Genomic DNA, 22,409 nt, shown 5'->3' with positions numbered 1-22,409 from the left:
GTCCGCAGCGGTGCTACGATACATGGTACCCCCGCATTCACCAGGAGTCGGTCCACGATGGGAGTCCATGGCGCTGCGCCAAGATACGATCTTCTCGGTCCTGAGTTCTCCGCCAATCCACACCCGACGCTCCAGCGCATGCGGACCGAGGACCCCGTCTACTGGGACCCTCGGCTCGACGTCTACTGTCTGACCCGCTACGAGGACGTGCAGCTCATCCTGCGGGATCCGCGCTTCTCGGCGGAGCGCGTCGATTACTACACCAGCGGCGTCCCTGCGCTCTTGCGGCAGAAGCTGAAGCGGTACGATGAGTTCATCTCTCACTGGATGGTGCTCGCCGACCCTCCCAGGCACACGCGGCTGCGCAGCCTCGTGGCCAGGGCGTTCACGCCGCAGGTGGTCGAGGGGCTGCGCCCGCTGGTCCAGCGGATCGCGGACGAGATGATCGACGCGGCGTCGGCCAGCGGGCGCATGGACCTCATCGGCGACCTCGCGTATCCGCTGCCCGGCGTCGTCATCGGGAGGCTGCTCCGGATCGCGCCGGCGGACACCGAGCGGCTCAAGGGGTGGTCCGACGCCCTCTTCCGGCTGCTCGGGGCGCCGATGCCCGACGAGGCGACCATCGAGCTCGGCCATCAGGGGGTCGTCGGGTTCGAGGGGTTCCTTCGCGACCTGATCAACGAGCGGCGGGCGCACCCCGGCGACGACGTCCTCAGCCGGCTCCTGGTCGCGGAGGAGCAGGGCAGCATGCTCAGCGACGCCGAGCTGATATCGACGTGCGCGCTGCTGCTCGCCAGCGGTCACGAGACGACGACGCACCTCATCGGCAACGGCGCGCTGGCCCTGATCAACAACCCTGACCAGCTGCAGAAGCTCCGGGAGGATCCGCAGCTCATCGACAAGGCGGTGGAGGAGATCCTGCGCTACGACGGCGCCGGGTACCAGTCCTCGCGCCGCGCCCGCGAGGACGTCGAGATCGGCGGCGTGCGCATCGAGGCGGGGAAGATCGCCTTCGGCTTCCTCCACGCGGCGAACCGCGACCCGGCCCGCTTTCCGGACCCGGACCGGATGGACATCCTGCGCAAGGACACCCGGCACGTCGGGTTCGGCGGCGGGACGCACTTCTGTCTGGGCGCCCAGATGGCGCGCGTCCAGGCGCAGGTCGTGCTCAACACGATCGTCCAGCGGCTGCCAAACCTCGCGGTCGCCGAGCCCCGCCTGGAGTGGATCCCGAGCTTGCTCATCCGCGGCCTCCGCGCGCTCCCGGTGACCTTCTCCGCCTGAGCGCGCGGCGGCCGCCCGTCAGACCAGCCCGGGGATCGCGCAGCGGTCGTCGAGGGGCCGGCCGATCATGGCGTGTCAGGCCGGCGGCGGCGTGGGGCGAGCCCGCTTCACGGCCGCAGGTAGAGCACCTCGGCGCCCGCGTCACCCCTCGCCGCACACGCCGCACCAGGGCAGCTTCACCAGCGTGTTGTGCGACGTCTCGAGCGTCGAGAGGTCCTGGATCAGCACCCGACCCCCGAGCCTCGACGGCGTGTACTCCGAGAGCACCTTGAGCGCCTCCATCGCCGCGAGGTGGCCGAGCATCTGCGCCATCGCGCCCGCGTGCGGCGGCGACCCGCGCTCGATGGCCGGGGCGCGCGCCGCGAGCGGCGGGTTGAGCGCCTCGGCCGCCGCGCAGACCCGGCACGCCGTCTTCCCCGGGATCACGAGGGGGCCGAGGACGGCCGTCGTCCCCGCGAGGTGCGCGAAGAGCGAGGCGACCTGCGCGCGGTGGCCGAACCGCGCCACGCGCGTGAGGAGCACCGCGTCGTCGCCGCGCGCCGCCGCGACGACCAGGTGAGGGCGCCCCTCCGGCGAGAGGAGGTCCCCCGCGTCGAGCGCCGCGGCGGGGCTCTCGTCCACGCGGCACCGCGGCGCGCGCTCGCGGATCAGCGCCGCCACGGCGCCGCGGCGGGGCGCGCCGAGCGCCGCCTGGCCGCGCTCCCGGAGCACCGCCGCGTCGCGCGGGCCGACCGCGCCGTCGTCGATCAGGCGCAGCGCGGCGATCCCCGCTGCGGCGAGCGCGAGGGCCGCCGCGGCGCCCCAGGGCTCGAGGCCCACGACGAGCACGCGCGCGCTCGCCAGCCGCTGCGCCGCCTGCTGCGGGGCCGACGACCACCTGCGGAGGAACTCGGCCTGCCCGCGGAGGCGCTCGAGATCCGCGGGCTCCGCCGCGTCGGGCGCCGGCTCGACGAGGCCGCGCGCCTCGAGCAGATCGAGGAACGCGGTCACGCTCTCTCTCGAGTAGTCGGCGAGCGCCTCGACGATCGCCTCGCGGTCGCGCGACCCGTCGAGCAGCGGCGCCATCCGCTCGAGGAACGCGCTCACGTCCGCGCCGGTGAGCTGGAAGGTGCCCAGATCGGATCGGAGGATGACCCCCGCGTCCGTGGGCGTGATGCTGGCCGAGCGGCTGAGTCGAATTCTGGACATGGTGCTCTCCGACGCTCCGTGTTCAACCGCGCTGGGCGCCTGCCGGGCCCTCTGCCGGCCCGTGCTGACCGATGCAGACGACGTACATGGGGTCCTCCTCGGGCGGGAGCGCCAGGAAGGCCTTGAGCTCGTCGTCGTAGAAGCCGCCGATCGCCACCGGGCCGAGGCCCATGGCCGTCGCGACGAGGTAGAGGTTCTGGCCGACGTGCCCCGCGTCGAGCCACAGGAAGCGATAGCCGCGCTGGCCGTACTTCCACATGGTGCGGAACGGGACCGCCGTGATGATGACCACGACGTTGGTGTTCAGGACCATGGCCTGAGCCAGCGTCAGATCCGCGAGCGCGGCGTGCGCGAGGCCCTCCCGGCGGAGCTCGAGCTCGTGCGCGCGCGCGTCGTAGTGGTAGAGGCCGTCCGGGAGGTCCTCGACGGCCTGCGTCGCCACGTAGACCTCGAGCGGGTACCGTCCCCCGGCCGAGGGGGTGGGGCGATCGCAGGTCCACTCTCCATCGATCGTGCGCGCACCCCGGACGCCGTAGCTCGCGTGGAGGAGCCGCCCGAGCGCCTCCAGGGGCATCGGCCGGAGGGCGAACTCGCGGATCGACCGGCGTCGCTCCAGCACCGCGCCGAGCGGGGCGTCGATCGCGAAATCGCGCCCCGGCAGCGCCGTGCGCTCCGCCCCGACGTAGGTGCGGAACTGGAGCGGCTGGGTGTCCGCGTCGAACGCCGGTTCCAACGGCCGCGATCTCACGTGAGCGGACTGGAGGTGATAGAGCCGCGCGATGTCCGCCTCTTTGCTCCTTGCCATGGTGTCCTCTCTCAGGCCATCGGATGGGGGTCAGGGTTGATCCCGTAGGGCGCCATCGCGCGGAGGCGCGGGTTGCCGAGCCGCGCGACCTCGTGGCCGAAATGGATCTGCTGGAAGTCGGGCCCGATGGCCCGGACGACACGGAAGGGGGTCGCCGCGAGATCGGGGGACGTCACATCGACGATCGCGATGCGGAGCCCCGCGGCGCTCATGCGGCGCGTGAGCGCGGAGAGCGAGATATGCTCGGGCTCCTCGAGCTGCGAGGCGGTGACCGTGCCGCCCTCGCCGAGGAACGCGAACGCGCCGGCGCGGCTCGGGGGGACGTAGTAGACCGCGTGATCCTCGAGCGAGCGAACATCCTCCGGGCGCTCGGGGATGCCGAGCGCCTCGCCGGTCATGAGGCGGAAGACATAAGTGCCTATCTGGCCCTGTTCCAGGATGGCTTTCCTGATGGCCATGTGGGGGCTCAGGTGAGCGGCGAGCGACACCACGGCGCCGGGCCAGCGCTTGCCGTCGCCGTAGCCCACGCACATCACGGTGGGGATCGCGACGCCGGCGTCGAGGAGATACAGCTCGATCCGGGCGCCGCGCCCCTCGAGCTGCCGGGCGATCTCGCGCACCTCGGCATCGACCGAGTCGTCGGGCAGGATACGTCGGCCGGGACGGCGGGCGAGCCAGGAGATCGTGAAGGCGTCGCGCTCGATGAGCTCGAGCGCGGCCCCGAGCGACGCGCCGGCGATCGTCGCGCCGGCGGCGAGGCCGTTCGAGGTCACCTGGCAGAAATCGGCCCCTCTCGGCGCGCAGTAGTTGAAGTAGGTCGGAAGCGCCGGGACGTACACGGGCGCGCGGGTGTCCATCCAGCGCCCGAGAGCCCACTCGATCGGCGTGCTCGGGTCGAGCCGCGGGTACGGGAACCCGGGGCGGGCGTACTGCTCCTCGCTGTAGAGACAGAGCTGCTCCGGAGCGATGAAGTCGCCCTTCATCTCGGCGACCGAGGAGCGGAGGAGCTCCGCTTTCCGGAAGAGCCCGGAGGAGTAGCGCTCGACCGCCTCGCCCACCGCCCTGACGAGCGCCTCGACGGCCGTGATGCCCTTGCCGGTGCCGAGCTGGGGCTCGTCGCAGTGGTGAGCGTGCTCCGCGCCCTCGGTGTACTTGCTGAGCAGCGCGGTCGCGGTGCGCGGCGCCTCGGGGGCGAGCGCCGGGCTGGCCGCGTCGAGCCGGAGGTGCTGGACGATGCCCGCGCGCGCGTCGACGATGCCGGCCAGGAGCCGGCGGAGCTCCGCGGGATCGCCCGCGTCGCGCAGGCGCGCGGGCGGGCACGCCGGCGCTGTCCCGCGGCGCAGGGCCTCGGCGGCGCCGCCGCAGACCGGGCACCAGGGCATCTGCAGGACGGCGTGGGAAGAGACCTCCGGGTCGACGAGGTTCTGCACCAGGAACCGCCCCGCGAGGCGCGCCGCGCGCCGGCGCACGAGCAGATCGACGGCGGCGAGGGCGACGGCGTGGCCCAGGAACGCCGGCACCGGTGCGAGGTAGGTGCGCGCGCGGCGCCCCGGGCGTTCGGCGAGGAGCGCGGCCTGGACGGCGTGGTCGGCCTCCGCGCGCCGGCTGGTCGCGAGCCTCCGGAGACGGTAGCAGTTCCAGCACGCGGTCTCGCCGGGCACGACGGCCGGGCCGATCACCGCCTCGATCCCGTCGAGGTGGGCGCTCAGCGAGAGGGTGGAGCGCGCGTGGGCGAAGCGGGCGACGCCCTGGAGGACGAGGAGATCGTCGCCCGGCACGCAGGCGAGGATCAGGTCCCAGGCCGTGTCCTCCTCGACGAGGGGGCGACCCGCGGCGGCGCGCAGCGTCCCCGACGTGACCGCGCACCCGGGCGCGATCCGCGAGATCGCGGCGGACAGGGCGCCGGCGCGCTCCTCGCCGAGATCCGCCTCGGCGAAAGGGCCGAGATCGTCCGCCGTGACCTGCCGGTCGTCGACCGCGCGCAGCGCGCCGACGCCCGCCGACGCGAGCTGCGCGGCCGCGACGGCCCCCCACGGCTCGAGCCCGACCACGAGGACGCGCGACCGCGCGAGCGCCTCGCGCGCCTCGTCCGGTTCCGGCGCGGGCGGCGCGGTCCTGTCGAGCGGTGAAGCGGCGGTCGATGAGCTGGGCAGTTGCGTGGACACGCGAGCTCTCCAGGAAGGATGAGCGCGGCCAGGCTTCGACCTGCGCCGCGCTCTCCTTCGGCAAAGAGTGTTGAACCTGTTGAGAAGCGACGTGGCGACAAGCGAAGGCGAGGAGAAGTCGGCGAGGCGGCCTGGGGGGGCGAGCGCGCTCGGAGAGTTGCGATATTCCTCGCGCGCTCGCTCTGGGCTCGCGCTGCCCGCGATCGTGCCTGGGCTCAGGCGCAGCCGCAGCGGCAGCGGCAGCGGCAACGGCAGCTACAGGAACAGCTACAGCTACAGGAACAGCTACAGGAACAGCTACAACGGCAGGAGCAGCTACAGCTACAGTTACAACTACAGCTACAATTGAAGCTGGCCGGGGCCGTTGTTTCCATCTCCTCCAATCTCTCGCTCAGTTCATTGATGGCGTCACGGATCTCCGTTACCGCAACATCCAGATCCTTGGGTTTGTCATTCGGGTTGTTCGAATCACTCATGGCAGAGCCTCCCACGAGTAGGTGGGGCACGCAAAGGGTGTTCGTCAATCGATGCTTCCTGTATGATGGGCGTAATGCGCCGATGCGATCTCCGCTGTGCGCTCGTTCTTCGGGTTGGCGCGTCGCTTCCGCCTTGTTCACGGTCCTCGTCCGACTCCACCGCTGCCCATCGCCGCCGCCGTCGATGAAGTGCCTTCCTCGCGCTGCTCCGCGCGAGACGAGGAAACCTGGATAAACGGCGCGTTGCGTGGCGCGCACCCGTCGCGCCGCGGATGCGCCTCGTTTCATTGCCTTTCTGCGCACCCTCCTGTACCCGGGGCGACTCGCTCTCTGGCGCGCGGCGCCAGCCGGTAAAAAGGAGTGTCATGCGTACTACTTCGCTCGAGCTTGGAATTCGTTGTCTCGCTCACGCTGTCGTTCTTGCTTCGTCAACGTGGCTCGCGGGCTGCAGCGTCACCGAGAGCCCTTCGCCGCTCGAGAACACCAAGGTGGATTGTGCGGGCTGCACCGTGTTGAAGGGCGGTATGGTGTTCGACGGCTCGCGCGCGGCCAAGGCGACCGTGGTGCTCGCGGGCGACAGGGTGGAGCAGATCATCTTCGACGAGCGCGGCGTCGAGATCGCGGGCGGCGAGGTCGTGGACGTCGCCGGAAAGACGATCCTCCCCGGGCTGATCGATCTCCACGTTCACTCGCTGAGCGCCGCCGGTCCCTATGCGTATTACGACAGCGACCTCCACCTCGAGGACCACACGAAGGCGATGCTCCGGGCGGGCGTCACCTCGTACCTGGATCTTGGCTCATCCCAGCGCGTCATCTTCGAGCAGCGAGCGCGCGTCCGCGCCGGCGAGATCCTCGCGCCGCAGATCTTCGCGGCCGGGCCGCTGCTCACGCCGACCGGGGGGCACCCCTGCCTCCAGGGCTCCCCGCCCGGCGATTTCTGCGTGTTCATCGACTCGCCCGCCGACGTGGGCGACGCGTTCGCGGCGCTCCTCCCCAGCGAGCCCGACGTCATCAAGATCGTGATCGACTCGGACGGAGCCCGGCCGCGCCTGCAGATCTCGGACGCGTCGATCGCAGCCATCGAGGAGGCCGCCAGCGCCGCGGGCGTCCGCGTCATCGCTCACGTGGCGGAGGCCGCCGACGTCGAGATCGCGCTCGACGCCGGCGTGACGCGCTTCGCGCACATCCCGGACCAGGATCTCATCTCGCGCGAGCTCGCGCGCCGGATGGCCGCCGCGGGGGCCATCGTGGTGCCGGCGCTCTCCGTGATGGACGGCCTGTACCGCGTCGCTCACGGCGCGCTCGATGAGCTCGACGACCCGGCGCTCCGCGACGACGTGCCGGCCGACGTGATCGCCGCCCTGCGCGACCCGTCGCTGCTCGCGGAGACCACGACAGCCCGGTATCGGGAGCTCGTGAAGGGGTGGCGCGGGCACGCGATCGCGAACCTGCTCACCCTGTATCAGGCAGGGGTCACCATCGCCGCCGGCACCGACGCCGGCAACCCGGGCGTCTTCCACGGGCGCGCCATGCACCGCGAGGTCGCGCTCCTCGTCGAGGCAGGGATGCCGCCGATCGACGCGCTCGCCGCCGCGACGCGCACGGCCGCGGACGTGCTCGGGCGGGCCGATCTCGGGCGCCTCGAGGAAGGGGCGCTCGCGGACGTGCTCGTGGTCGACGGCGATCCGCTCGCCGACGTCCGCGCGCTCGAGCGGGTCTCGCGCGTCTACAAATCGGGCGTCCTCCTCGATCGCGACGCGCTCGCGCTGCCCCGCGGGACGAGCCTCGCGCGGCAGCCGCGGACCGGCGCCGGCCCCGGCGAGACGTGCCTCGCCGCGCCCGAGTGCGGCGACGCGCTGTCGTGCAGCCCGGATCAGCGCTGCGCCGCGACCTGCGACGGCCCGTCGACCTGCGGGCCGGGGAGCGCGTGCCTCTTCGACGGCGGCTCGCCCACCGGGGGCTCCTGCGTGCCGGGCGACGGCTGCGATCTCTTCGCGCAGGCATGCGAGAACGGCGCCGCGTGCGTGTTCCTGGGCAACGGCGCGACGTCGTGCTGGTACGCGGGCGCGGGCTCGGGCGGGCAGCCGTGCGACGCCCTCTTCGCCTGCGCGCCCGGCAGCGTGTGCGACCACGAAGCGGGCACCTGCAAGGACCTCTGCGATCCGCGCGGCGAGCGCGCCGCGGCGTGCTCGGGCGGCCGGAAGTGCGTCGACCGCTCGGCGTTCGCGGGGCTCCCCGTGGGCGTGTGCGAGTAGGTCGAGCCGGGCGCGGCGCGCGGCGCCTCGCCCCGCGCTCACCGCGACACGAGCAGCCAGGCGATCACGCTCCCCAGCGTGAAGAACAGGATGCCCGCGCCGGCGAGCACGGCGCGCGACGTCCGCCGCTCGAGGAAGCTGGCCGCGGCCTTGAGGCTGGACGGCGCGGCGATGCTCAGCCGGTCCGGCCCGCTCATCTTCTGGAGCGCGGCGTCGAGCGCCACGACAACGGCGCGCGCGTGGGGGAAGCGGTCGTCCGGATCCTTCGCGAGCAGGCGCATCACGACCGCCTCGAGCGCGGGCGGGACGACGACGCCGGGCGTGCGCTCGGCGATCGGCGGCGGCGCGGCCGACCGGTGCTGCGCGAACAGCGCCGAGGGCTCGACCGCCGTGAACGGGTGCTTGCCCGCGAGCATCTCGTAGAGGATCACGCCGAGCGCGTAGAGGTCGGCGCGCCTGTCGACCGAGCGCATGCCGAGCGCCGCCTCGGGCGCCATGTACGCCACCGTGCCGAGCAGCACCCCGGCGTTCGTCAGCGAGCGGCGCGAGCCGTCGTCGGTGGTGAACGCGAACTGCTCGACCGGCACCTTGGCGAGGCCGAAATCGATGAGCTGGACGCGCTCCTCCGGCCCGTCGAGCACCATGATGTTGAGCGGCTTCACGTCCCGGTGGATGATCCCGAAATCGTGCGCCGCGTTCAGCGCTGTCGCGAGCTGTCGCGCGATGCTCGCGGCGCGGACGGGCGGGACGGGCCCCTTGTCGATGAGCTTGCGCAGCGTGGTGCCGCGGATGAACTCCATCACCATGAACCACGCGCCGTCGTCGAGCTGGTTGATCTCGTAGACCGCCGCGACGTTGGGGTGGAAGATGTGACGGCCCGCGATGGCCTCGCGCTCGAAGCGCTCGATGAGCTCCGGCAGCTCCTCGGCGTCCGGGTGGAGCACCTTCACGGCCACGTCCTCGCCTGTCGCGAGCTTCTTGGCCCTGAAGACGGCGGCGATGCCGCCCATCGCCACGAGCTCCTCGATGCGGTACCGGTGCAAGAGCGTGCGCCCGACGAGCGCCAGCGCCCGCTCCCGCGCCGCGTCGCTCGCCTGGCCCCCCGCGATGAACATGGACCCGCTCATGCGGTGACGCCTCCAGGCCGGCGCGCGCGCGCGCCGGGCGCACCAGCGCGGCGCAGGGCGCGCAGCACCACGCCGTGCCCGCGAGCCGCCTCGCGGCGGAGCGGCGATTCCACCCTGGCTGACGACGTGCGCTCAGACACCCGGCGCCCGAGGGTAGCGCCCCTCCGGGTCCAGCGCCATCGCCACCGTTGGGCCCCGGGACGGATGCGAGCTCGTGCGCAGCGCGAGCGAGCGTCCGCGAGCGCAAAGGCTGGAGCTCTCGGAGCGCGCGTGAGCCGCGCCGCGCGCGCGGCGGCGTGACCGAGAGGCGCTGTCCGGCGAGGTGCAGAGTCGCGCCCCCGAGATGCGGAGTCGCGCCTTCGCCCCGATCCGAGCGTCGCCCGCCGCCCGCCTCCGGCGCGCGCGACCACCTCTCGGCAGATCCCGCGACGTCGCCTCGATCCGGCGCCGGCGGACGCGCGCTGATCTGTCCCGCCGATCTGCCATGAACACCCCACATCTGCGCCTGTCGTGCGCGGACGAACGGCGCCCGCGCGACCCGTCAAGTTCGCAGATGCGTTTTCTCGACGGGCTCGTGTAGCCTGTATCGGTGGAGGTTTCCATGCAGAGCACAATGCGTCGCACCGTTCTCCTCGCGCTCTTCTCCGGACTTGCCGTGGCTGCTTGCTCCGCCCCCGATGCGTCGAGCCTCTTTGCCAGCGGCGGGGCCGGGCCCGGCAGCGCGACATCGTCAGGCGGGGGCGAGGGCGGCGCGCCGGGCGAGGGCGGCGGCGGGGGCGAGGGCGGCGGGGGCGGCGTGGGCGCAGGCGGCGCGGGAGGCGAGGGCCCCGTCATCGTGGATCCTCCTGTCTGCGGCGACACCTACGTCGACTGCGACGCGGACGCCGCGAACGGCTGCGAGGTCAACGTGATGGGCGACGCCCTGCACTGCGGCACCTGTCCCGTCGCGTGCCGCGGGAGCTGCCAGGAGGGGACCTGCGTCTCCACGAGGACCCACGCCACGGGCCAGCGGGATCCGGTGTACATCGCCGTTGCCGGCGGCGACCTGTTCTGGACCAACGGTGATGAAGGCATGGTCATGCAGTGGTCGCACGAGACCGACGAGGTGAGCGTCATCGCGTCCGATGAGGTCGACCCGGCGGGCATCAAGGCCGACGAGACGTACGTCTTCTGGGTCAGCCAGGGGCGGCGCGACCCGTACACCGGCACGGTGAAGCGGTGGCGGCGCGGGGGCGACGAGGCGCCGGCCACCCTCGCCGCGGCGCAGACCGCGCCCTTCGGCGTCGCGCTCGACGACGAGTTCGTCTACTGGACGAACCGCGAGGGCGGCGGCGCCGTGGTCCGCGCTCGAAAGGACGGCGACGGCAACGGCCCGTTCGTCAAGATCTGGAGCGGCAACGGGGCGCCCCACGGGGTCGTCGTCGACGACACCCATGTTTACTGGACCGTCCTCCCCCAGAACGAGGACGAGACCGACGGCCGCGTCATGGCCGCGCGCAAGGACTCCACGGGCGAGGGGCCGTTCACCACGATCGCGACAATGCAGGGCACGGTGCGCGAGATCGCGCTCGACGGGAGCCATGTCTACTGGACGACGAGCAGGACGGGCACCGTGATGCGCGCGCCCAAGGTCGGCAGGCAGGGGGAGGTCACGGCGCTCCTGTCCGAGCTGCCGAACCCGCGGGGCATCGCCGCCGACAGGACCGGCGTTTACGTCACCGACCCCGAGTCGGTGAACATCATCAAGATATGGCCGAACGGCATCATCGGGGCGTTCGTCGCGCGGGAGGCGTCGCCTTACGGCATCGCGCTCGACGCGGAGCGCGTCTACTGGACGAACGGGCTCGGCTCGAACGGCACCATCGAGAGCGCCCCGAAATAGGCGAGCCCGCCGAATGCGGCCCCGGGCCGGGGCGTGCTACAAGCTCGCCCCGTGCTGCTCGAGACGTTTCCCGTCGGTCCGCTGGGGTGCAACTGCTCGATCCTCGTCGACCCTGCCACCAAGGGCGCGGTGGTCATCGATCCCGGGGGCGACTTCGACGCGATACGCGCCCGCCTCGAGCGGGCCGGGGCGAAGGTCGCGGCCATCGTCCACACGCACACCCATATCGATCACGTCGGCGCCACGGCGCCGCTCCAGCGCTGGTCGGGCGCCGCCGCGCGCATCCACGAGGCCGATCGCTTCCTGTACGACATGCTCTCGGAGCAGGCGGCGTTCCTCGGCATCGCGGCGCCGGAGCGGTGCGAGATCGACGGCGACCTGAACGACGGCGTGGTGGTGAAGGCGGGCGGGCTCGATCTCCACGTGCTCCACACGCCGGGGCACACGCCCGGCAGCGTGTCGTTCCTGGTCGAGGCGCAGGCGGGCGCGGTGGCGTTCACGGGGGACACCCTGTTCCGGCGCAGCATCGGCAGGACCGACCTGTGGGGAGGCGACTCGCAGGCGATCTTCTCCTCGATCCGCGGCAAGCTGCTCACGCTCGACCCGTCGACCCGGGTCGTGACAGGACACGGCCCTTCCACGACGATCGGTGAGGAGCGCGACAGAAACCCTTATCTGCGGGGGTGACGCCCGCCCGCTCTCGTGCGGTGAGCTGCCGGCGAGGCGAGCTCGGGCGGAGCCGTCGTCCGCAGTCGCTTCGATCGCCACGAGCGCTTCGATCGCGTAGATTGCATAATTTGCGCGAACGCGCTCCGGGTGGAACAGCCCGCGCGCCGGCGCGCCTCTTCTGCGAGAAAGTGCTTGCATCCCGCCAGGATTCTTCCGAAAAATGCCGCACGACGAGCGCAGCGTCGGCGCCCCTGCGCCGGTAGCCCGCTGTCCGTCGCGGAAGTCGAGCACGATGAGCACCGATAGCGCGCCCGCCACGAAGGTCGATCTGGAGATCCTCCCCACGCAGCACCCTCTCGGCGACGCGGAGCGCGCGCAGCGCATGCAGAGCCCTGGCTTCGGGCGCGTGTTCACCGAGCACATGGTGGCGATCTCGTACTCCGCGGACAGGGGCGGCTGGCTCAGGGGCCAGCTCAAGCCGTACGCGCCGATCACGCTGGATCCGGCGGCGATGGTGCTGCACTACGGTCAGGCGATCTTCGAGGGGTTCAAGGCCTACCGCCAGCCGGACGGGCGCATCAAGACGTTCCGGCCGGAGGCGAACGCGCACCGCTTCAACAGCTCTGCCCGCCGGCTGGCGATGCCCGAGATGCCGGTCGGGCTCTTCGTTGGCTGTGTCGACGCCCTGATCCGCCAGGATCGCGGGTGGGTGCCCGCGGCGGTGGGCGAGAGCCTGTATATTCGACCGCTGATGTTCGCGACCGAGGCGGCGCTCGGCGTGCGGTCGTCACGCGACTACGATTTCCTTGTGATCGCGTCTCCTGCGGGCGCGTATTTCCCCCAGGGCGTGAAGCCCGTGACGGTCTGGATCTCCGAGGATTTCGTCAGGGCGGCGCCTGGCGGCACGGGCGCGGCCAAGTTCGCCGGCAACTACGCGGCGAGCCTGCTCGCGCAGATGAACGCCGCGGCGGAGGGCTGCGCGCAGGTGGTCTGGCTCGACGCCGTCCACCGCCGGTATGTCGAGGAGATGGGCGGAATGAACATCTTCTTCGTCTACCAGGAGGGGGGCCGCACCGTGATGGTGACGCCCGAGCTGACAGGCACGCTCCTCCCTGGCATCACCCGCGACAGCATCATCCAGCTCGCCCGTGATTTCGGCTATGCCGCGGAGGAGCGCAAGGTCACCTTCGACGAGTGGCGCTCTGCTGTGCGCGACGGCCGCATGACCGAGGCCTTCGCGTGCGGCACGGCCGCGGTGATCACGCCCATCGGCGCGGTGAAGTCCCGGGAGGGCACCTTCGCCATTCACAACAACGAGACCGGCCCCGTGGCCGCGCGCTTCCGCGAGGCGCTGCTCAACATCCAGCACGGCCTCGCCCCCGACACGCACGGCTGGATGCACGACGTGCTCTGACGAGCGCCCGGGGGGCCGGGCCGCTCGGCGAGCGCCTCACTCCGCTGTCGACGCCTTCTTCGGCTTCGCCGACATCCCGTATTCGTGCAGCCGGTACTGGATGGTCCGTATGCTGATGTCCAGGAGCTCGGCCGCGCGCGTCGTCGACCCGTTCGTCGCCTCGAGCGTCGACAGGATCGCGTACCGCTCGATCTCCGCCATTGTCGCTCCCGGGATCCGCAGCGCCCCCTTGGCGACCGGCGCCGCGTCGATCGGGAGGTGATCCGCGTCGATCCGCGTGTCGTCGCACAGCACGACGGCCCGCTCGATCGCGTTCTCGAGCTCGCGCACGTTCCCGGGCCACCGGTGCGCCACCAGCTTCGACCGCGCCTGATCGGTGAACCCCTCGATTTTACGATGGTTTTCGGCGGCGAACCGCCGCAGGAAATGGTTCGCCAGGAGCAGCACGTCCGTGTCCCGCACGCGCAGCGGCGGCATGTCGATGTGGACGACGTTGAGCCGGTAGTAGAGGTCCTCCCGGAACTGCCCCTCCTGCACCGCCGCCGCCAGATCGCGGTTCGTCGCCGCGATGAGCCGCACGTCGACCGTCACCGTCTCGTTCCCGCCGACGCGCTCGAACGCCCTCTCCTGGAGCACCCGGAGCAGCTTCACCTGCGTCGCGGGCGCGATCTCGCCCACCTCGTCGAGGAACAGCGTCCCCCCGTGCGCCTGCTCGAACCGCCCGATGCGCCGCCTGTCCGCGCCGGTGAACGCCCCGCGCTCGTGGCCGAACAGCTCGCTCTCCAGGAGCGACTCCGCGAGCGCCGCGCAGTGCAGCGTCACGAACGGCGCCTTCGCGCGCGGCCCCTTCGCGTGGATGGCGCGCGCGAGCTCGCCCTTGCCGGTGCCGCTCTCGCCGGTGATGAGCACCGTCGCCCGCGCGCCCGCCACCTGCCGGGCCATCCGGTAGACCTTCTGCATCGCCGGGCTCGCCCCGATGAGCCCCTCCACGCCCTCGCCCTCGCGCTCCCGGAGCTGCCGGCGCAGGTTCTCCGCCTCGACCCGGAGCGCGCTCCGCTCCAGCGCCCGCTCGATCGAGAGCAGCAGCGCGTCGAAATCGACGGGCTTCGTCAGGTAGTCCTCGGCCCCGGCCCGCATCGCCTGCACCGCCGAGGTCACGTCCCCGAACGCCGTGACGACGATCACCGGCAGCGACGGATCCTGCTCGCGCAGCTTCCCGAGCAGCGCCATCCCGTCCATCTTCGGCATCTTCAGGTCGGTGACGACGACGTCCGGCGGCCGCTCCGCCGCGACCTCGAGCGCCTCGGCGCCGTCGGCCGCCGCGTCGACGGCATAGCCCTCCTGTCGCAAGAGCTTCTCCAGCCCCGAGCGCGCGCTCGCCTCGTCGTCCACGACGAGCACCTTCGCGCTCTGTCTCTTCTCGGCGTTCATGTCGTCCCTTCCGAAGACGGCCGGAGGATACAGCGCCTGCGCGGCGTCGCGACCCTCCTTTGACCGCGGCGCGTCAGGCAAGCACCGCCTCGAGGGCGACGCAAGATCCTCGCGCCGGCGCGCGGCGCGCGCGTCGGGTACGGTATCGGGGACGACGGCGCGCCGTCAGCGGCTCTCGGTGCTCTCGACGTTGTTGTGGATGCCGGCGCCCAGGTCGGCCAGCTCCTCGGCGAGCAAGACCGTGAGATCGTCCGCGGTGACGATGCCGGTCACCTTGCCGTCGTAACGGACGATAGGCAGCCGCCGGACGCCGCGCTCGCGCATCAGGCGGAGCGCCGTCTCGATGCTGTCGCTCTGCTGGAGCGTCGTCGGATCGTACGTCACGATCTCGGAGACGAGCGTCTTCTCGGGCTCGAGCGCGTCGGCCATCACCCGCAGCACGAGATCGCGATCGGTGAGGATGCCAATGGCGCGCGCGCCCTGCGTGACGACGACGCACCCGACGCGGAACTCGCGCATCCGGCGCGCGACGGCGGTGGCGGTTTCGGTGAGATCGGCGCTCACGGCGCCATGTTCGAATCGGCTGAGGGGCATGCCCTCATCCAGTGCACGGCCCGCGCCACGCGAGGCGGCCCGGCGGCTCCGCGCGGCGCTGCGCGGCGCCGCGCGCGCGGCGCCCGCGCCGGCGGCGGAGGCCGGGATTCAACGCGGAGATCAAGGAGAGAACGTCTGCGCGGCGGCGGATCGGCCGGGGCCGGCGGGGGCAGCGCGTCGCAGCGGTTGCGCGCCGGTGCAAGCGGTTCGCCGGGGTTCGGCGCGCCCGCGGCCGGCTCAGGCGAGGGGAGGGGACGAGGAGAGGGGCGGCTGTGCGTGCGCCGAGAACACCGCCTCCACGCTGCAGCGGAGCTCGGCGGTGAGGGCGACGTAGTCGACCGGCTTTGTGTGCACCATCGCCGCGGGCTTGAACCCCCGCCCGAGCCGCGCCACGAGCTCGGGATACCCGGTGAGCACGAAGAGCGGGAGATCGGGCCTCAGCGACCTCGCGAAGCGCGCGACGGCGACGCCGTCGGCGTGGGGCATCCGGAAGTCCGTCACCAGGATATCCGGGAACGGCGTCCGGGCGAGCCGCGCCATCGCGAGGGCGCCGTCGGTGGTGAGCTCCACCCGGAAGCCGTCGTCCTCGAGAAGGCGCGCGAGCAGGCGGACCGTGCGGACGTCATCGTCGACGAGCAAAATCAGCGGCTGTTCGATGCTGAGGGATTCCACGCCGGGCGATCTTCCAAGTTGCGTGCCATCGCGGGGCGCGGCCGCCCCCGCGGCCGCGAGGGGCGCGGGATCTCAGCCGGAGAGCCGGATCGGGAGCGTGACGCGGAACAGCGTCTTCCCCGGGCGGCTCTGGAACTCGATGGTCCCCTCGTGATCGGTGATGATGCGGTGCGCGATCGCCAGCCCCAGCCCGGTGCCGTTCGGCTTGGTCGAGTAGAAAGGGTCGAAGATCGGCGCGTCGGGGTTCGGGACGCCGGCGCCGTCGTCCTCCACCTCGATGACGGCGTGGCGCGGCTGGCGCCGCGCGCGGAGCACGACAGTCCCGTCCCTGGACGGCGCCACCGCCTCGATCGCGTTGTGGAGGAGGTTCAGGAGGACCTGCTCGATCTTGGCGGGATCGAGCTCGAGCACGATGTCGGTCGACGGCAGATCGACCTTCACCTCGGCCTGCGCGCTGGCGCCGTCGCACGCGAGGGCGAGGCGGACCGCCCGCTCGCAGAGCGAGGCGACCGACGTCGGCGTCAAGACCAGCGGCTTCGGCCGGGCGAAGTCCAGGAACTCGCTCACCAGCACCGACAGCCGGCGGATCTCGTCGCGGACGACCTTGATCGCCTCCACCGTGTCCGGGTCCCTCATGCCGGCGCGCGCGAGCCCCCGCTCGAGGAAGGTCACGTGGAGCTGCGCGCCGTTGAGGGGGTTGCGGATCTCGTGCGCGAGGCCGGCCGCGAGCGTGCCCACCGCGGCGAGCTTCTCGCTCTGGCGCACCCGCGCGGCGAGCGCGTTCTCGTCGGTCGTGTCCTGCCCGATCGCGAACAGGACCACCTCGTCGTCCGCCGCGGAGGGCGCGTAGGCGAGCTGCCACCGCACGTCGCGGATCTTGCCGGCGCGCGTGCGCAGGCTGCTCTCCAGGAGATCGGCGTCGGCGCGGCGGCCCGCCGCGATCTCCTTCACGAGCGCGCCGTGATCGGCGTGCAGCTCCTCGGGCAGGAGCGTCTCGACGAACGGCATCCCGAGGATCTCCTCGCGCCCGAGCCCCGTCATCCGCTCGGCCTCCCGGTTGAAAAGCCGCACGACAGCGTGCGCGTCGAGGCCTACAACGAGGACGCGGGCGAGCTCGACGGCGCTCTTGTACCGGTGCTCCGTGCGCGCGAGCGTGCGGCCGACCTCTTCCCGGTCCAGCCGCCCGGCGCGCTGCGCGCGCGCGACGAAGTCGTCCCGGTACGTCTCCAGCATGATGGCGAGCTCGAGATCGAGCACCTTGCTCACCGCCGCCCGGACCGGGATCATGTCGCCGCCGAGGGCGTTCCAGGCGATCTCCTCGAACGCGAGCCGGATGAGGTTCATCGCCGTGAACATGTAGTGCTGGGGCAGGCCGGCCCGGACGTGCACCCGCCCGATCTTCGCTGTCTCCTCGAAATAGGCGTCGTCGTAGGGCCCGGTGCAGATGCGCGTCATCCAGTGGACGAGCGATCCCTTGAGCCGCTCCACCTGCGCTTCCCCGGTGACGATCTCGTGGGCGCCCTCGTGCTCGCGGATGCGGTCGTAGAACTCGTCGGCGATGCGGCGGAAGTGGGGCTCCGCGTACGCGTGGAACGCGGCGAGCCGGCCCGCGTCCTCGTCGCTGAAGCGAACGTATCGCTTGATCTCGTCGAAGAGCGTCTCCACCGCGGGCACGGCGTCGGAGCCTACCACGAGCGCACGTCCGCGGCGGCGGACCAGGCCCTCGCGCGCTCCACGATGGCCCCGAGCGCCGCGTCGTCCTCGCCGCCGCGCGCGACGAGCTCCGGCGAGCGCGGCGGCTCGTAGTCGACGCCCGCGCCGGGGAGCTCGCCGATCTCACCGGCGCCCGCCGACCTGTAGAGCCCCTTCGGATCGCGCGCCTGGCAGACCTGGGGAGAGACCTCCATGTACACCTCGAGCAGCCGCGGCGCGAGCGCGCGGGCGCGCTCCCTGTAGGCGCGGCGGTGCGCCGTCGCCGCCACGACGACGATGAGCCCCTGGCGCGCGATCAGCGCCGAGAGGCGCGCGAGGGTCTCGTAGAAATCGTCGCGGCCGCGCGGATCGTAGCCCGGCGGCGGCGCGAGCGCGCCGCGCACCTCGTCGCCGTCGAGCAGGCAGCTCGCCCGGCCCTCGTCGAGCAGCGCGCGGCGCACCCGCGCGGCGAGCGTCGATTTGCCCGACGCGGGCAGCCCCGTGATCCAGACGACCCCGCCGCTCACGCGAACACCCGCTCCGCGTCGTCCGGATCGAAGCGCTCGGCGTCGAGGGCGCGCTCCGCGAAGCCGAGCAGGGCGTCCCTCGCGCGCGGCGTCACCGCGGGATACCAGGCCGGGTTGGCCAGCACGAGCGCGCGCCACGCGAGGAACGGCGCCGCCACCTCGAGCACGCCCGCGGCGCCGCTCTCGTCGAGGTACACCCGCCAGAACCGCTGCCACAGCGCGCGGAAGGCGCCCTGCCACGCGCCGGGCGCGTCCAGCGCGAAGAAGACGTAGTTGATGGCGAGGCACGTGACGTCATCCGCGGGGTCGCCCTGGGATCCGCGGCTCGTGTCGAGCAGCGTGAGCTGCGACTGCTCGTTGAACACGATGTTGAACGGGTGGAAGTCCCCGTGCGTGCGCGCGAGCCGCCGATCGCGGCCGCGCAGCTTCCATCGCCACGCCACGCAGCGCCGCTCGATGGCCTGGAGCCGCTCCGGCGGCGCCCCGGGCGCGTCGCCCGGGTAGCCGTCGATGATCCCGAAGATGCCCTCTCCGTGGCCCACGAGATCGCGCACCGCGCGGCGGTAGCTGCCCGGCTGCGCGCCGGGCGCCTCGTGGAGCGCGACGAGGTACCTGGCGAGCGCCTCGCAGCGCGCGAGATCCCGCGGCGTCGCGCGGCCCTCCGCCGCGATCCGGCGCAGATCCTCGGCGTAGATCCGCCCCTCCGCGTACGTGGTGAGCAGGTAGAACTCGCCCGCGTCGACGAGCGACAGGAACCGGCGATCGTGGGTCAGCGTGCCGATGTCCACCACCTGGACGTGCGCCGGGATCGACCCGAACGTGTCGACGGCGAGCAGCACCTCCGCCGCGCGATCCGATCGCCTGTCGTGTCCGAACGCGTCCGCGGTCAAGGTGTGCAGGACCAGCCGCTGCGTCGAACCGTCGCGCCGCTCCACCGTGATCCGCTGCGGGGCGCCGTACCCGGCGGCCTTCTCGGTCCCATCGCGGATCGAGCCCCCGTCCGGCCCCATGGGGGTGACGTCGACCACCCGCGCGTCGGGCAACACCGCCTCGATGAGCTGACGGACCGAGCCGAGCGGATCCGGCTCCGCGAACGTGGAGTGAACCGAAACGGACATGGGTCTCCTCGGGAGCCCGGACGGCTCGCAAGAAGCAGGCCGCACGCAGGCAGGGCGCGGGCGCCGCTCGACGCGGCGCGCCGCGCAGGCCGTCGCGGGCGGGCGGCGCACGGCGCGCGGCGATCCGCCGCAGGATCCGCACGAATTGCGCCGTTCGCGCGGGACGTGCGCCGCGCCGGCAGAGCTCGTTGTGCCTGATCGGGGGGAGCTGCGAGGAGCGTGGCCCAGCGCGCGGCGACCCCGTGGCGGGGGCGCTCGCTGGGCCCGTGGGACGTCAGCCTACTTGGCCGCGGGCCACTGGTCCTTCGGCACGTCCTTGTAGACGTCCTCGACCTTGTGGAACCCGTCGGCGATCACCGTGGAGGCGAGGTTGTCCTTGTCCACGGCGACCGGCGCGATGAGCACGCTCGGCACGTCCTTCTTCCCGTTGTTGACCGTCTGCGTCTTCTCGCCGAGGTCCTCCTTCTTCGCCATCTTGATGGCGAGCTCGGCGGCCTTCTCGGCGAGCAGCTTGAGCGGCTTGTAGACGGTCATGCTCTGGGTGCCGGCCGCGATGCGCTGGCAGGCGGCGAGCTCGGCGTCCTGCCCCGAGACGACGACCTTGCCGGCGAGCTTCTGCTCGCCGAGGGCCTGGACCGCCGCGCCCGCGAGCCCGTCGTTCGAGGCCACGACCGCCGTGACGTTGTTGTTGTTCTTCGTGAGGGCGTTCTCGGTGATCTTGAGCCCCTCGACCGGCTGCCAGTCCTTGGCCCACTGGTCCGCCACGACCTTGATGTCGCCCTTGTCGATGAGCGGCTTCAGGATGTTCATCTGCCCTTCGCGGAAGAGCTTCGCGTTGTTGTCGGTCGGCGAGCCGCCGATGAGCACGAAGTTCCCCTTCGGGTGCGTCTTCACGAGGTACTCGGCCTGGAGCTCGCCCACGCGGACGTTGTCGAAGGACACGTAGAGGTCGAGATCCGAGTCGAGGATCAGCCGGTCGTACGCCATGACGGGCACGCCCTGCTTGTGCGCCGACTCGACGATGGTGGCCGTCGTCTTGGCGTTGTGGGGCACGACGACGAGGACGTCGACGCCCTGCGTGAGCAGGTTCTCGGCCTGCGAGTTCTGCAGGGCGTCGTCGCTGTTCGCCGACTGCACGAGCACCTGGGCCCCGAGCGACTCGGCCTTCGCCTTGAACAGGTCGCGGTCGCGCTGCCACCGCTCCTCCTTGAGGGTATCCATCGAGAAGCCGATCGTGATCTTCTTCTTGTCTGTACCCTTGGTGTCCGCGCCCTTCGCGGCTTTTTCCTCTGTCTTGCCCGCGCCCACCTCGTTGCTCGGCTCCGGCTTGGAGCAGCCGGTCGAGAACGCGAGCGAGAGCAGCGCCATGAGAAAGGCAGAACGACGAATCAAGGTGACCTCCGCGTCAGATGAAGGGATGTGGGCTGTGATGGAGCCCGCCGTGGTTATTCGATGGTGTTGATCTGGTCGGCGTAGCTCATGATGGTGTTCAGCGTCTCGGTGTCGCCGTCGTACACCGAGTACCAACCCTGGAGCTCGTGGGGCGGATCGCCGATGTAATCCTCCCCGAGGTGCCAGTAGTCGTTGCCGTCGTCCGTCGGCCGTCCAGTCCCGGCCCAGGCCCAGAAGTTGACGCCGGCGAGCTCCTCGTTGGCGACGACGGCGTCGAAGAGGGTGGCGTAGTACTCGTTCCGCTTGGTGACGGGCGACTCGACCGCCTCCGCCTTGTCGTCCCGCGCGAGCCCGAACTCCTCGACGACGATCGGTTTGTTCAGCGCCCTCGCGTGCTCGATCTGCAGATCGACGTACTCGTTGGTCTTCGTGATGGCCTCGCTCAGCGACTTCGCATCGTTGCTGTCGATCGGCAGCGACGGGTCGTACCACTCCCAGTTCTCGGGCCAGACGTGGAAGGTGAGGTAGTCGATGCCGGCGACGTCGTGGAACTCCCTGAAATCGCTGTTGGCGTAGTCGCCCCAGTTGTAGGACAGGTCGCCCTCCGAGCCGATGGAGACGAGGTGGTTCGGGTCGATGTCCTTGATGAACTTCGCGTTCCGCTCGACCCAGAGCTTGAAGACCCCGCCCCAGCCCTTGAAGGAGCGCGGCTCGTTGCCGAGCTGCCACGCCATGATCCCCGGATGATCCTTGAGCTTCTCGATCAGGACCTTGGCCCGGCTGAAGTAGAACTCCTGCGCCTTCTTGTTGCAAAAGAACAGGCTCGAGAGGTCCATCTGGTCCGGCCAGGGGTTCGTTGTCGGATCGAGGACGCCCGAGTGCGGGATGGCCCACGCGTCGATGGCCACGGCCTGGCAGTCCACGCCGGTGCCCTCCTGGAACCGGATCGAGTCGGCGAACGGCACGTGGTGGTCCGCCGCGAGCAGCGCCGCGCCCGTCTCGGGGTGGGTCAGGCCGACCTGGTAGTCGCTGAAGTCCTCACCGCAGGCGGTCTCCGGCTGGTCGTGCGCCCACTTCATGTACTGGGGCATCCCGCCGGACCAGTGCCAGAAGTCGTTCAGGGTCATCACGGCCTTCATCCCGCGGCTGTGCATCTCGTCGAGCACGTTCTTCAGGTGGGCCGCGTAGACAGCCAGCGCCCGATCGGCGCACGGCGCGTCGTTCGACGCCGGATAGATCCGCTGCGGGCCGAACTCGTCATCGTTCTGCTGGGACTCCGGGATGTCGCCCTCGGCGAGCGCCATGATCCGGAGGTTCAGCACGCCGTGCGCCTGGAGGATGTCCAGCTCGGTGCGCAGGCGCTCGAGGCTCACGAAGGGAGCCGCCCAGAAGTTCGTGCCCATGTACTTGTACGGTTTCCCGTCGAGCGTGAGCTTACTCCCGTCGACGCGGACGTAGCACTTTTCGGCATCCTGGGCGCAGTCGATCGCCTCGCCCCCGCCGTTTCCGTCCCCGCCACCCCCGGTCGCGCTGCCGCCGGCGTCCCCGCCGCCGCCGCCCGTGCCGCCGCCGCCGCCGCTGTCGTCACCGCCTGTGTTGCCGGAGCCGCCCGTGCCGCCGGAGGGCGACGGGTTGCCCGGGTCCTCCGAGGAGCACGCGGCGAGGGTGAGCAGACCCAGAGCAAGCAAGAAGGTTCTGTTCATCGGTGGGTTCCTACC

At 71.6% G+C, this 22,409-nt stretch carries 18 protein-coding genes; 6 read left to right on the top strand and 12 right to left on the bottom strand.

Annotated elements, in window-relative coordinates; all coding sequences use genetic code 11:
* The first annotated feature begins 138 nt into the window (after window positions 1-138).
* Complete coding sequence (locus tag WMF42_RS31045; RefSeq protein ID WP_061613163.1) at window positions 139-1,284, top strand: cytochrome P450; 1,146 nt, start codon at window positions 139-141, stop codon at window positions 1,282-1,284.
* A 141-nt stretch (window positions 1,285-1,425) separates the two neighbouring features.
* Here the strand turns inward: WMF42_RS31045 and WMF42_RS31040 are convergent, their stop codons facing one another.
* The 3 genes from WMF42_RS31040 to WMF42_RS31030 are packed head-to-tail and all read right to left on the bottom strand — an operon-like array spanning window position 1,426 to window position 5,442.
* Entirely contained in the window at window positions 1,426-2,472 is a 1,047-nt protein-coding gene (locus WMF42_RS31040) for a TOMM precursor leader peptide-binding protein (RefSeq protein WP_437686369.1), read from the bottom strand.
* Window positions 2,473-2,494: 22 nt separating this feature from the next.
* On the bottom strand, window positions 2,495-3,277 hold the full coding sequence (locus WMF42_RS31035) for a SagB/ThcOx family dehydrogenase (RefSeq protein ID WP_437686368.1): 783 nt from the start codon (window positions 3,275-3,277) through the stop codon (window positions 2,495-2,497).
* 11 nt (window positions 3,278-3,288) lie between these two features.
* Window positions 3,289-5,442, bottom strand: coding sequence for a TOMM precursor leader peptide-binding protein (locus WMF42_RS31030; RefSeq protein WP_437686367.1), 2,154 nt, complete (start codon window positions 5,440-5,442; stop codon window positions 3,289-3,291).
* Between the two features lie 205 nt (window positions 5,443-5,647).
* On the opposite strand from WMF42_RS31030, the gene WMF42_RS31025 reads away from it, so the two are divergent.
* Window positions 5,648-5,791 carry a hypothetical protein gene (locus WMF42_RS31025; protein WP_437686366.1) on the top strand — a complete coding sequence of 48 codons (144 nt, stop codon included), beginning with the start codon at window positions 5,648-5,650 and terminating at the stop codon, window positions 5,789-5,791.
* Window positions 5,792-6,283: 492 nt separating this feature from the next.
* On the top strand, window positions 6,284-8,173 hold the full coding sequence (locus WMF42_RS31020) for an amidohydrolase family protein (protein WP_437686365.1): 1,890 nt from the start codon (window positions 6,284-6,286) through the stop codon (window positions 8,171-8,173).
* Window positions 8,174-8,211: 38 nt separating this feature from the next.
* Here the strand turns inward: WMF42_RS31020 and WMF42_RS31015 are convergent, their stop codons facing one another.
* The gene (locus WMF42_RS31015) at window positions 8,212-9,300 is read right to left on the bottom strand and encodes a serine/threonine-protein kinase (RefSeq protein WP_437686364.1); all 1,089 of its coding nucleotides are present in this window, start codon (window positions 9,298-9,300) and stop codon (window positions 8,212-8,214) included.
* 613 nt (window positions 9,301-9,913) lie between these two features.
* On the opposite strand from WMF42_RS31015, the gene WMF42_RS31010 reads away from it, so the two are divergent.
* From WMF42_RS31010 to WMF42_RS31000, 3 genes are all read left to right on the top strand, one after another.
* Window positions 9,914-11,182, top strand: a complete 1,269-nt coding sequence (locus tag WMF42_RS31010) for a hypothetical protein (RefSeq protein ID WP_437686363.1) — start codon at window positions 9,914-9,916, stop codon at window positions 11,180-11,182.
* Between the two features lie 51 nt (window positions 11,183-11,233).
* Entirely contained in the window at window positions 11,234-11,869 is a 636-nt protein-coding gene (locus WMF42_RS31005; protein WP_061609906.1) for an MBL fold metallo-hydrolase, read from the top strand.
* Between the two features lie 274 nt (window positions 11,870-12,143).
* Window positions 12,144-13,265 carry a branched-chain amino acid aminotransferase gene (locus WMF42_RS31000; RefSeq protein WP_061609907.1) on the top strand — a complete coding sequence of 374 codons (1,122 nt, stop codon included), beginning with the start codon at window positions 12,144-12,146 and terminating at the stop codon, window positions 13,263-13,265.
* A 36-nt stretch (window positions 13,266-13,301) separates the two neighbouring features.
* Here WMF42_RS31000 and WMF42_RS30995 read toward each other — a convergent pair whose 3' ends face one another.
* The 8 genes from WMF42_RS30995 to WMF42_RS30960 form a co-directional block, all read right to left on the bottom strand.
* Window positions 13,302-14,696: a sigma-54-dependent transcriptional regulator gene (locus WMF42_RS30995; protein WP_437686362.1), complete on the bottom strand. Its 1,395-nt coding sequence runs from the start codon at window positions 14,694-14,696 to the stop codon at window positions 13,302-13,304.
* Between the two features lie 165 nt (window positions 14,697-14,861).
* The gene (locus tag WMF42_RS30990; RefSeq protein ID WP_434042163.1) at window positions 14,862-15,290 is read right to left on the bottom strand and encodes a CBS domain-containing protein; all 429 of its coding nucleotides are present in this window, start codon (window positions 15,288-15,290) and stop codon (window positions 14,862-14,864) included.
* A 237-nt stretch (window positions 15,291-15,527) separates the two neighbouring features.
* Complete coding sequence (locus WMF42_RS30985; RefSeq protein WP_061613373.1) at window positions 15,528-15,962, bottom strand: response regulator; 435 nt, start codon at window positions 15,960-15,962, stop codon at window positions 15,528-15,530.
* 72 nt (window positions 15,963-16,034) lie between these two features.
* The gene (locus WMF42_RS30980; protein ID WP_437686361.1) at window positions 16,035-17,654 is read right to left on the bottom strand and encodes a protoglobin domain-containing protein; all 1,620 of its coding nucleotides are present in this window, start codon (window positions 17,652-17,654) and stop codon (window positions 16,035-16,037) included.
* A complete protein-coding gene (locus tag WMF42_RS30975; RefSeq protein ID WP_434042160.1) occupies window positions 17,648-18,181 on the bottom strand; it encodes an adenylyl-sulfate kinase in 534 nt (177 codons plus the stop codon). Before WMF42_RS30975 ends, WMF42_RS30980 begins: the two co-directional genes overlap by 7 nt.
* Window positions 18,178-19,299: a phosphotransferase family protein gene (locus WMF42_RS30970; protein WP_437686360.1), complete on the bottom strand. Its 1,122-nt coding sequence runs from the start codon at window positions 19,297-19,299 to the stop codon at window positions 18,178-18,180. Before WMF42_RS30970 ends, WMF42_RS30975 begins: the two co-directional genes overlap by 4 nt.
* Before the next feature lie 279 nt (window positions 19,300-19,578).
* Window positions 19,579-20,667, bottom strand: a complete 1,089-nt coding sequence (gene xylF, locus WMF42_RS30965; RefSeq protein WP_437694376.1) for a D-xylose ABC transporter substrate-binding protein — start codon at window positions 20,665-20,667, stop codon at window positions 19,579-19,581.
* A gap of 77 nt (window positions 20,668-20,744) precedes the next feature.
* Window positions 20,745-22,394 (bottom strand): glycoside hydrolase 5 family protein, encoded by a 1,650-nt coding sequence (locus WMF42_RS30960; RefSeq protein WP_061613368.1) that lies wholly within the window; start codon window positions 22,392-22,394, stop codon window positions 20,745-20,747.
* Window positions 22,395-22,409: the final 15 nt, after the last annotated feature.

Source organism: Sorangium sp. So ce176 (assembly GCF_051519835.1).
Taxonomy (GTDB): Bacteria; Myxococcota_A; Polyangia; order Polyangiales; family Polyangiaceae; genus Sorangium; species Sorangium cellulosum_G.
The sequence above is the reverse complement of the archived record's forward strand: the minus strand, read 5'-3'. Positions and strand labels throughout refer to the sequence as shown.